This is a genomic window from Chitinophagales bacterium (assembly GCA_020636535.1).
In the GTDB taxonomy this organism is placed as follows: Bacteria; Bacteroidota; Bacteroidia; order Chitinophagales; family JADIYW01; genus JADJSS01.
The window spans coordinates 353,816-365,508 of sequence record JACJXT010000011.1 but is presented as its reverse complement, the minus strand read 5'-3'; the positions used below and the strand labels follow the sequence as shown (position 1 = coordinate 365,508).

8 protein-coding genes and 1 tRNA gene are annotated in these 11,693 nt (G+C 33.7%); 3 read left to right on the top strand and 6 right to left on the bottom strand.

The features are described 5' to 3' along the window. Positions 1–78: 78 nt before the first annotated feature. From H6553_02035 to H6553_02010, 6 genes are all read right to left on the bottom strand, one after another. On the bottom strand, positions 79–3,897 hold the full coding sequence (locus H6553_02035) for a hypothetical protein (GenBank protein ID MCB9032594.1): 3,819 nt from the start codon (positions 3,895–3,897) through the stop codon (positions 79–81). A 102-nt stretch (positions 3,898–3,999) separates the two neighbouring features. Then, complete coding sequence (locus H6553_02030; protein ID MCB9032593.1) at positions 4,000–4,224, bottom strand: ferredoxin; 225 nt, start codon at positions 4,222–4,224, stop codon at positions 4,000–4,002. A gap of 2 nt (positions 4,225–4,226) precedes the next feature. Beyond that, positions 4,227–5,474, bottom strand: coding sequence for a U32 family peptidase (locus H6553_02025; protein MCB9032592.1), 1,248 nt, complete (start codon positions 5,472–5,474; stop codon positions 4,227–4,229). A gap of 175 nt (positions 5,475–5,649) precedes the next feature. Beyond that, entirely contained in the window at positions 5,650–7,128 is a 1,479-nt protein-coding gene (locus H6553_02020; GenBank protein ID MCB9032591.1) for a M48 family metalloprotease, read from the bottom strand. 111 nt (positions 7,129–7,239) lie between these two features. After that, positions 7,240–7,327, bottom strand: a tRNA-Ser gene (locus H6553_02015). Positions 7,328–7,454: 127 nt separating this feature from the next. Beyond that, positions 7,455–8,603, bottom strand: coding sequence for an acyl-CoA dehydrogenase (locus H6553_02010; GenBank protein ID MCB9032590.1), 1,149 nt, complete (start codon positions 8,601–8,603; stop codon positions 7,455–7,457). Between the two features lie 361 nt (positions 8,604–8,964). Between H6553_02010 and H6553_02005 the strand changes: the two genes are divergently transcribed. Genes H6553_02005 through hflX form a run of 3 tightly spaced genes read left to right on the top strand, consistent with a single transcriptional unit; the run spans position 8,965 to position 11,238 of the window. After that, positions 8,965–9,714 (top strand): hypothetical protein, encoded by a 750-nt coding sequence (locus tag H6553_02005; GenBank protein MCB9032589.1) that lies wholly within the window; start codon positions 8,965–8,967, stop codon positions 9,712–9,714. Between the two features lie 33 nt (positions 9,715–9,747). After that, positions 9,748–10,053, top strand: a complete 306-nt coding sequence (locus H6553_02000; protein ID MCB9032588.1) for a helix-turn-helix transcriptional regulator — start codon at positions 9,748–9,750, stop codon at positions 10,051–10,053. 3 nt (positions 10,054–10,056) lie between these two features. Further along, entirely contained in the window at positions 10,057–11,238 is a 1,182-nt protein-coding gene (gene hflX / locus H6553_01995; protein MCB9032587.1) for a GTPase HflX, read from the top strand. The last annotated feature ends 455 nt before the right edge of the window (positions 11,239–11,693 follow it).

The following is an 11,693-nucleotide window of genomic DNA, read 5'->3' as shown; positions in this document are numbered from 1 at the left end:
TATCTTTTCTTTATCTTTATTTTATCTATGTTTACAATAAAAAAATAACCCCCAAAGGGGTTATTTTAAATAGTACTATTAGTACTCTTTCATTGAAGCCTGTGCTGACAATTTCTTGATCAGATCAGTACATACAGATACCGCAATCAAAATTGCTGTACCTCCAATCGCAAACAAAGCGTTTCCAGTCATTCGTTGTAGAATGAACGGCATAACAGCAATGATTGAAAAGAATACTGCTCCAAAGAATGTTGTACGAGCCAAGATAGTCGCAACATAATCCGCAGTTGGTGCGCCTGGGCGAACATTTGGTACGAATGCACCGTTTTTCTGTAAATTATTTGCCATTGCCTCTGCATCAAATGTTACAGCGGTATAGAAATAGGTAAAGAAAAAGATAAGTACAAAGTACACAATCATGTACCACAGATTATCCGATGTAAATGACTTGAATTTATTACCTAGTGACAATACTGTCGCATTAGTAGATTTCAAGAAAAACATCGAAAGAATTTGTGGCAATTGTAGGATTGAACCTGCAAAAATGATTGGCATAACTCCGGCTTGCGCAATACGCAATGGAATATAACTATCTGTTCCTGCGGTTTGATACCCTGCGCGAACTTGAGCAGCTGTTAAATCTTCAAAAGTAGTACCCGGACCTACCAATAAATTCCAACCTGATGCAGGTGATGTTGCCGTCGACGTTGTAGTTTGTGATATAGCACAAGTAGCTGTTGTTTTTGCCACATACCAGGTATATTGGTAAGCAGGTAAAGATGTTTTACAAGAAGAAATTGCATCGTAAGCTCCACCGACAGATGTTTCCGCATCAATAGCGGCCGGTGAAGTATTATAACATATTGTTTGGTTTGCTGTTGTTATTGTTTTGGCATCCAATGGTGTGTAGGATGGATGATTGCCGCTATAAAAACTTCCGATTGAACCATTGTTTTTACCAGTGCCATTATCAACGGAATTTCCTTGTAACGGAATTGAATTTGTAGCACACGGATTCGTAAATATTTTTATTCTTCCGCCGCCGCCGCCACCGCCATTTTCTCCATTGTCTGCATTATTTTGACCACCAGTACCTTTATTTCCACCGTTGCCGCCATTGCCACCTTTCGCGTTAAGAGTTCCGGTACAAGAAAAGTTTCCAAAAGCACTTAACAAGATACCGCCACCACTGCCGCCGCCGCCGCCGCCACCACCACCACCGGCACCAGCATTATCATAAGAAAAATGACTTTCACCACCTCCACCTCCACCACCTCCGCCAACGACTTCTATCGTTATCGCACAAACGTTGTTGGGTATGGTAATGGAATACAGAGTTCCTGCACCATTACCCGATTGTCCTCCATATCCACCAATAGTTCTTATGTCTTTACAATTATCTTTATCCCAACAATAAGTTATTCCGCGACCATCAGTATTGCCATCTTCAGCCCAATATCCACCAATGTTACCTCCACTACCACCTATATTTCCTTTTCCACTACCATCAATGGTACCATTAATAGTTATATTATTGGCATTAATTACTAATGGACAACCTTGCATTAGTGTAATTGTTTTTCCTGCGTTTAATGTAAAATTGCCACTTATATTGATTGTACCACTTAAAGTAATGTCGTTATTTATTACTACATTCCCAGAGATTGTACCACTACGCTGAATAGCAACAATATTAGAATATATTATAGAACCACAGCTTTCTATCTTTACTCTATAAAAAGTTGTAGTAGATGGATTTTGAGACCATGTTCCTGTAGCTGTTGCGATTGTATTTCTTTCAGTTCCAACATCTGTCCAATTACTGCCATCTGTAGAACTTTGAAGTATATAATATCCTTTTCCTCCAGACCAAGTAATATTATGTGAACCAACAGCACCACAAGCTTGATTGGTTGATAGTGAACCAACTATAGGAGAAAGACAAGAAATATTTACTGTAGCATTACCAGGACCTCCCGATTCGTACATTTGATATTCTATAGCTGTTGTTCCATTAAATGCTTGTTCTGTAGTATTTGTTGTACAACAAGAACCATGTTGATTAAAAAATGTCCCTCCATTGATTCTGATTCTAGACCAATCATCTGCTCCAGATTGAACAGAATATATACCTTTAGTAAAAGACCTAGAAAGTAAAGCTTTCATAGAGAAGTCAGAATTCATTGTTGTTCCGCAAGTTTGCCCAGTTCTTGATGGCGATACTCCATCTCCCCAACTCATTGAAAGTGTTGCTGAATTAGTAGTACTTGATCCCGCAGTATTTGTACCACGATAGTCTACCATATTGAAATCATAGTTTCGAGTGTTGTAATAGTATAAATTCCATGAAGAAGAGCCAGCAGCTGTAGCATTTCCTAAAGAGCCATTTGTACCAGCTGCATCCATTTGACATTGTTGTAAAGCAGCAGCAGCACCTCCGCTTCCTTCCCTCATATCGAAAACCATATTATAATTTCCATTAAGTTCAATAGGGCTACTTGGCGTATTTCCTGCACCACAAGGCCAGCAATCAATTATCCAATTATTTCCTCCATCAACGCTTAATCTGCGACTATCATCATTGCCATTTGTAGTAAATACATATACTCCTGAAGTGAATGTCTTTACTGTACTATATCTCACAGAAAAATCATCATTATCCATTGATCTGCTACAACTTCCTGTACCAGTTGTAAATGATGGTTGTCCGCTACCCCAATTATTATTTATCAAATCTGTACCAGAACCAGTTGTTGTGAAATAGCCCATATAGTTGTTATCTGTAGTAGGTTCACTACCATCATAAACCAATGCTTTCCATGTTGGGTAAGTTGTAGTAAAATTCTTATCGCCAGGAATTTGACATATAGTATTTGCTACATTCGCACCGCCACCACCTTCTGCTTGTTGGATAACTAAATTTTCAGAACCACTTAAATAAACTGTACGAGCATCACTGACAGTAGAACTACTTTGCCAATTAGAATAAATATTCCAATCTGTAGTATTTATAGGATTAGCATCGCCATTTGAACTTAAACGAATACCATCATCAGAAGAAAATACGAATCGATAAAATCCATCTGTAAATGTTGAGTTAATAGCATGCATAGAAGAAAAATTATTAGAGCCAACAGAGCCACCACACGAAGTACTTGATGCTGGAGTACCAGCACTCCAGTCTATATTCAAATTATTTAAATTATTTGAAGTATAACCTGAGCCAATAGTTCCCTTATATCCATTTATATCAACACCTGTATTTGCAAAAATATATCCATTCCAACTTGATGAACCATAAGAAAAGACAGGCCCTTGGTAACACATATCAAAATTAGCTAGAGCGAGTCCTCCTGCTTCATAAAATTCAAATATTAAATATAAATCTCCACCTGTATGTGTATAAATACCTGAATAATTACCACAGTTACAGCTCCATGAATTAACAACATTGTAAGACAAACCTGAAAAATTTGTTATTTGTGTTGGACTTGCTACTAATCTCTTTCCATCATCATTACCTACCGTAAATCTATACACTCCTGCTGCAAGGTTGGGCAATTTCATTAGATATCTAACTGAAAAATCATTCCCTCCATTAGTAGAGCAAGAAGGTTTACAGGTACTACAATTACCCCAATTTCTTGTAAAATTTTGAGTCTCTGTTACATATCCTCTATATGTATTAAATCCTGTTCCATCATATACATAGCCAATCCATGAGCCATTGCCATAAGTGATTTGGTCGCCACCAGCATTACAGGTTTGTGCGTTGATTGTACTATTCCCAAAAAAACACAATACAAAAACTAAAATTAATTGTTTTATATTATATTTATTTTTTTGTAACAAATTTATAAATTGAACATTTATTGTTTGTTTGTAAAGTCTAGCCATATTTCTAATTTACATACCAAAATTAGACTAATTTATTCAAATTATCAAGAAAAAACTAAAATATAACATTTTTCTAGAGTATATAGATAGCTTTAGCATATACTACTCAACAACTTGTATGATTTTTACTGGGCATGCTTTGGCTGCTAGTTGATTGCTTTCTAGTTCTTCTTCTCGAACTTTTACACTCCAAAATCCTTTTTTGTCTTTGGCATCAAGTAGTACACTTTTGCCGTCTCTTTTGCTCATTCGCCAGCGTTGTGGTGCTAACTCTACACAATAGTTGCAACCAATGCACTTGGCTCTTTGTTGGATAATGGTTATCATAACTACACTACAGTTGCTTCTACAATTTTGTATAATTTATCGCTGGTTCTAATTGGTGTTTCTAATTTAAACGCTGCTGCTTGTCCTTTTTTAACTACTTCTACTGCTCCATTGTCACTGTGTAATTCTGTAATGGTGGTTTCTACTGCACCAGTAGTTGGTCCTGTAATAAGCACTTTATCGCCTACATTGAGTTCATAAGCTTCGAGTTTGAATTCTGCTACTTGAATTTTATCGAAATAATGAACGCCTTTACCTAAGAATATTTTCTTTGTAGTTGCTTTTGATCCTGGTGCATCGTTCCATTCGCCTAATTCTTGTCCGAGATAATAACCACTCCAAAATCCACGATTATAGACACTTTTTAGACGCGTCATCCAGTTGGCAACTTTTGTTTTGTTATAAGTTCCATCTACATAACTATCAATAGCTTCTCTATAACATTCCACTGTAGTTTTTACATAGTCTGCTGCTTTTCCTCTACCTTCTATTTTCAATACTTTAACACCTGCATCTAATACTTGATCTAAGAAATCTATAGTACATAAATCTTGTGCAGACATAATGTATTCATTATCTACTTGCAATTCGTGTCCATCTTCAATATCAATTACTTTATAACTTCTTCTACAATTTTGAACGCAAGCTCCTCTGTTTGCAGAAGCATTTGCTGTATGTAAACTCAAATAGCATTTGCCAGAAACTGCCATACACAAAGCACCATGTCCGAAGATTTCAATTTCTACTAAATTTCCTGATGGCCCTTTGATTTGTTCTTTCTCAATTAAATCTGTAATTTTTTTGACTTGAATTAAACTCAATTCTCTAGACAACACCATAGTGTCTGCAAATAATGCATAGAATTTTACCGTTTCAATATTGGTAATATTAACTTGTGTTGAGATATGCACTTCTAAATTAATGCTTCTTGCATAAGCAATAACAGCTTGGTCTGCTGCAATAACTGCTGTGATATTATTTTTTTTAGCTGCATCTAAAACATATTTGATTGCAGATAAATCATGGTCGTAAACAATGGTGTTAAGTGTAAGATAGGTTCTTACATTTTTAACACTACATATTTCGTTGATTTTAGGCAAGTCTTCTAATGTAAAATTCATGGTAGCTCTTGCACGCATATTGAATTGTTCTACACCAAAATAAACCGAATTGCAACCTGCATTTACAGCTGCCATTAAAGCTTCAAAGCTACCAGCTGGAGCCATTAGTTCTATTCTCTTTGTTTCCATAAAATTAAAGCAGTCTTCAACACTGCATTGCAAAGATATAAATTAGTAGTGAGATATTTAGATGTAAGATTTCTAGAATCAAGAAATAAAATAAATTGTTCGTTTCATATCATTATACTCAGAATAGACGCAAAAAAGGTCTAATGTCTCACAATCTTGAATCTAATAATCTGTTTTATTTTTTCTTTTCTACTACTTTAACTAAAGTACCACTTGATAATGAAGTATTGGTTTCCATTCCGTTTAAAATTGCCATTTCATTGTATCTACTACTTGGAATGCCATATTGACTTAATACTTGTGCTAAAGTGGTATTGGTTGTTGTTTTAACAATTTTAATTCTTTCTGGCAATACATTTATTTTAGTTTGGTCGGTTAGCTGTTTAAAGCTATACATTGTATTTAAAAATGCATTTTGGTATTTAGCATAATCTGTTTTAGCACATAAACCATGAAATAAATAAATATTGCCATTGTATTCAATAACTGTAGTTAATAATGCTAATGGTTCTTCTTGTTGTCCTGTAGTTTGTGTAGGTTGTCCGTTTTCGTAGTAATCTGCTAAGAAAGTATATCCATTTAAACCATTGATTGTTTTACTTTGTTGATTTGTCACTTTCAATTGATAGTTTTTTACTACTTCATCTGCTGCTGCTTGAATTGTTTTTTGTTGAGATAATGTAAGAATTAGCATAGCACTTCCATCTTGTGGTGCGTGTTGAACTTGTAATGGAGAATTTTGTGTTAACCAATTAGCAGGTACATTGTATTGGAATTTCATTTCTGGCTGATAGAAAACAAAATTGCTTACAAAACCTTGTCTAGGATCTTCACCATATACTATACCATCTATCATGGTTAAGTAGCTATCTCTATTTATTTTTAAATTGGTAGCATTATGCGATTGTTGCCATTGAGTAGCTAAGTTAGTTACATTTACATATCTATTTCCTGGATCTGGATGCGTTGACATAAATTCTGGCAATCGTCCACTTTCACCTTGATTAGAGTATCTATCTAAAGTTTTAAAGAACAAAGCCATTTCTTTTGCATCATAGCCAACAGTTGAAGAATATTCTACACCTAATTTATCTGATTGCGTTTCATCATCTCTAGAAAATTTTAGAAATAATAATTCTAATCCTTGCATTGCATCACCAGCCATGCTTGCTAGTTTTTCTGAAAAAATCATACCACCAACCAAAGCAACTTGAGAAATCATTTGCTTGGTATATTGTTGGGCGGAATGTCTTGCTGCAATATGTCCGATTTCATGACCAAGTACACCTGCAAACTGTGCTTCATTGTTAAAATACGCCATAATACCTCTAGTAAAATATACATACCCACCAGGAACTGCAAATGCATTTAGTACATCAGAATCTAACAATCTAAAATTATATTGTAGTTCTGGTCTATGAGAAATTTTAGCCATTGCCTGTCCTTCTTGATTTAAAAAGTTTTGTAATTTATCATCTGGATATAAACCAAATTGTGCTATAACAGATGGATCGCTTTCTTTACCAATAGCAACTTCTTGAGCTTCTGACATAAAGCTGACTTGTTTTTTTCCTGTTACTGGATTGACAGCACAAGCAATTATAATAAATGCTGAAAGCACTAATACTACTGATGGAATTAATAATCTTCTCATTTTAAACAATTAATTGAATCAAATTTATATAAAATTCTAACAAAAAGTAAACCAAATTCTTTAAAAGCATTTAAAGAATGATATTAGTAAGGTTTAGTTAATACAAAAAAGCGGAGAGAGCGGGATTCGAACCCGCGAAACACTTTTGGCGTTTACACACTTTCCAGGCGTGCTCCTTCAACCACTCGGACACCTCTCCAATAAATAAATTTGTTATTATTGAAACTATTTTATAGTATATATCTAAAATCTAATTTCTACAACAACAGATTCCGTATATTTTTCATACTTCAAAATTACGGAATGACGAGCGACTTTAATTCTATTTATGCTTGTCCGCTTAATATTGCTCTCGAAACTACAATGCGTTGTATCTCGTTGGTACCTTCGTAAATTTGAGTAATCTTAGCATCACGCATTAATCGTTCTACATGATACTCTTTCACATAGCCATATCCACCATGTATTTGTACTGCTTCAACGGTTACTCTCATAGCAACATCAGATGCAAAATACTTAGCCATAGCAGAAGCGACATCGTAATTTTCGCCAGCATCTTTTAAACAAGCTGCTTTGTAAACCAACAATCTTGCTGCTTCAATTTCTGTAGCCATATCTGCTAACTTAAATTGTATTGCCTGATGATTAGCAATCTCAGTTCCAAATGCTTTTCTAGTTTTAGCATAGTCTAATGCCAATTCATAAGCACCAGCAGCAATACCTAATGCTTGTGCTGCAATACCAATTCTTCCACCAGAAAGTGTTTTCATCGCAAACTTAAATCCAAATCCATCTTCGCCAATTCTATTTGCTTTTGGCACTTTTACATCTGTAAATAACAAAGAATGTGTATCACTTGCTCTAATGCCTAATTTATCTTCTTTAGCACCAATTTGAAAACCTTCCATGCCTTTTTCTACAATCAAACAGTTGATGCCTCTATGACCTGCCTCTGGATTTGTTTGAGCAATTACCAAATAAATATCTGCTTTGCCACCATTGGTAATCCAATTTTTAGTACCATTTAATAAATAGTAGTCACCTTTGTCTTCTGCTGTAGTTCTTTGAGATGTAGCATCACTACCAGCTTCTGGTTCGCTTAAACAAAAAGCACCAATTTTTTCGCCTTTTGCTAATGGAACTAAATATTTTTGTTTTTGTTCTTCAGTACCAAATTTTTCAATTCCCCAGTTTACCAAAGAATTACAAACTGACATAATTACGGAACACGAAGCATCTACTTTAGAGATTTCTTCCATTGCCAAAACATAAGACAAGGAATCCATTCCACCACCGCCGTATTTTTCATCGACCATCATGCCTAAAAAACCTAATGCTGCCATTTGCTTAATTTCTTCTGTTGGATGACGCATATCTCTGTCGCGTTCAATGACTTCTTTCTTAAGTACTTCTTGTGCAAATTTTCTAGCAGTATCTCTAATTAGTTTCTGTTCTTCTGTCAATTCAAAATTCATAGTAAAAATTTAGACCACAAAAGTACAATAAAATTAGAATTTATTATCATTGAATAAATGGAAAGCTAGCAATGTTATGTAAAAAAGAAAGTGCTTAATTTTTAGTTATATTTCTTCTTTGGATTTCTGCTGGTGTGAAAAACTTTATAGATAACAATTGTTTCTTGTTCTATTCTGAATATTATTATGTATGGAAATGATTTTAATAATGCTTGTCGATATTCTTCTTAAACTTAGTTTCTAATAAAATAATCTTATAGCTTACCAACTATATACACTTATATAGCTAATTAACTTAACAAATGATAAGTAAAAAGAGAAGCAAAGTAGTATTCCTTTTTTTATTTTTAAAAGAAAAACCATGAAAAGAAATTCAGTACTTACAGTAATTGCAATTGTTTTAATAATATTTGTAAAGTGTCAATCTAATGAAGTGTCAGAATCAGCAGATGTTAATCAAGATAAAATTTATCAGCAATACAAAGTATACTACGAGGAAGATAATAGTAAAGTTGGTGTAGAAGCAACTTTTAGATTTGATGGAAAGAATGGCAATACACTCAACTTATCTGCACCAAGTAAAGTAACTATTAATGGAGAAACATTAAAAGAAGGAAAGAAATTTATGGGTGGCAGAGAATATAATGGCACTACTAAAATTAGAAAAAAAGAGGTAAAAGATTTAAAAATAGATTTTACAGATATTAATCATAAAGTATATCAACAAATAATTCCATTGCAAGCAGTAGGAAAAATTAAAGTACCCAAAAAAGTTAAAAAAGGAGAAAGCTTTACTATTTCTTGGGAAAATACACTTTCTGGAAATGACGATAAACTAAACATAGATTTTAGAGAAAATTACCATAGTAATACAGAACATCCATCAGAAGATTTGCAAGCAACACAACAAGCAATTAGCTTTACAGAAATTGCTATAGCAGGAGAAAATAGTATTACTATAGATGGAAGTAGATTTAGAACACTACAAAATGATACCGTTTATGTAAATATAGACAAAGACAAAGCACTTAGCTTGCAACAAGCAACACAAGCAGGCGGAATAATCTATTATAATCAAGATGTTTATAGCGGAATGATTATATTTAAATAGTAAATCGTATATTTACGATATAAGATATAGCTAATGAAAAAACAAGCTTTTTTAGAAGAATATGTGCAAATTGCTAATTATGCTACGGTATTGGCACATCCTGCTAGAGTAATGATACTACAATTCTTAAAAGAATATGGTGCTTGTATGGTGAGCGATTTACAACAGCATATTCCTTTGGCTCAATCTACCATTTCGCAACACATTAAAATACTTAACAATGCTGGTTTGCTCAAATCTAAATCAGAAGCTAATAAAACATATTACGAACTAAAAAATAAAACTATTAAAAATTTAAGAACTATATTAAATCAATACACTAAGCAACTTACTAAATAATATATGATTGAAACTAATCCTATAATAGATGAAAACGCTATTTTGGTAGCCATCATCAGACAAGACCAAAGCAAAGAACAAGTAGATGAATATTTAGACGAATTGGCTTTTTTGGCAACTACTTCTGGAGCTGTTGTAAAAAAATCATTCACACAAAAATTACAACATCCAGACATTAGATTTTTTGTTGGCTCAGGAAAACTAGAAGAAATTAAAATATATATCGAATTTGCAGATATATCTACAGTCATTTTTGATGATGAATTATCGCCAGCTCAACAAAGAAATTTAGAAAAAGAACTCAAGTGTAAAATATTAGACAGAACGAGTTTAATCTTAGATATCTTTGCTATGCGAGCTCAAACAGCACAAGCAAGAGCACAAGTAGAATTAGCACAAATGCAATATCTTTTACCACGATTAAAAGGTTTGTGGACGCACTTAGAACGACAAAGAGGTGGTATTGGTATGCGTGGTCCTGGTGAAAAAGAAATTGAAACAGATAGACGAGTAGTGAACGATAGAATTGCCAAGTTGAAAAATGAATTACAAGTTTTAGCAAAGCAAGACGAAACCAGAAGAAAAACTAGAGGTGAACTCATTCGAGTAGCTCTAGTTGGTTATACCAATGTTGGAAAATCTACGATTATGAATTTGTTGAGTAAAAGCGAAGTATTGGCAGAAAACAAACTCTTTGCTACACTCGATACTACCGTACGAAAAGTAGTAATAGACAATGTTCCTTTTTTGTTGAGTGATACCGTAGGATTTATTCGTAAGCTACCACATCATTTGATCGAAAGTTTTAAATCAACACTTGATGAAGCTAAAGAAAGTGATATTATTGTACATGTAGTAGATGCATCACACGATAATTTTCAAGACCAAATTGCTATTGTAAACGAAACGCTAGCAGATTTAGGTGTAAACAAACAACCACGATTAATGGTGTTTAATAAAATGGACAGCTATAGAGAGAAGTACTTCGATAAGTTTTTGCCAAAGCAAGTAAAACAAGAATTAACCGATGAGTTTGAAAGAAATATGAAAAACACCTATCAATGTAATTGTGTTTTTATAGCTGCAACAGAAAAAGAAAACATCGACAAATTTAGAAATACGCTGGTCTTAATGGTACAAGATATGTATCACAAACGCTATCCATACAAAAGTGGTTTTTATTGATACTAATTTTTTAGTAGAGATAAACTATATACTAAGTTTATGGCATAACCTCCACTGTGTTACGGTCGGGCTATCACTACAAGTCCTCGCTCGTTTACAACATCGCTGTGGGCTTTCCGTTCTATCCCTTATGCAAATTAGTGCTACAAAACTACACTACTGCTATAAAATTCTGCATCACTCAGAGTCATTCGCAAGAAGACTACTCTGAGTAAAAAACCTGAGTTCTGCTTTAAAAGAGAATCAAAAATATTATAAATACTTAATTATATAATATAATTTTATATTTTAAAAGATTAATAAGTGCGTAGCACTCCAACCTTATTAGAAATGATTGAAAATTTATAAAATACAGCATAGCTGTATCACCTTTAACATCTGTTTAAATCTAAATTATTAACAAACAATATTTCATAATAACTCTTAAGCCAAACTCAGGTTTATAAAGTTGAAGT

Bases quoted from the DNA above. Each gene is read 5' to 3' on its own strand.
- H6553_02020 (MCB9032591.1), bottom strand. From the start codon at position 7,128: ATGAGAAGATTATTAATTCCATCAGTAGTATTAGTGCTTTCAGCATTT.
- H6553_02005 (MCB9032589.1), top strand. From the start codon at position 8,965: ATGAAAAGAAATTCAGTACTTACAGTAATTGCAATTGTTTTAATAATA.
- H6553_02010 (MCB9032590.1), bottom strand. From the start codon at position 8,603: ATGAATTTTGAATTGACAGAAGAACAGAAACTAATTAGAGATACTGCT.
- H6553_02035 (MCB9032594.1), bottom strand. From the start codon at position 3,897: ATGGCTAGACTTTACAAACAAACAATAAATGTTCAATTTATAAATTTG.
- H6553_02025 (MCB9032592.1), bottom strand. From the start codon at position 5,474: ATGGAAACAAAGAGAATAGAACTAATGGCTCCAGCTGGTAGCTTTGAA.
- H6553_02030 (MCB9032593.1), bottom strand. From the start codon at position 4,224: ATGATAACCATTATCCAACAAAGAGCCAAGTGCATTGGTTGCAACTAT.
- hflX (MCB9032587.1), top strand. From the start codon at position 10,057: ATGATTGAAACTAATCCTATAATAGATGAAAACGCTATTTTGGTAGCC.
- H6553_02000 (MCB9032588.1), top strand. From the start codon at position 9,748: ATGAAAAAACAAGCTTTTTTAGAAGAATATGTGCAAATTGCTAATTAT.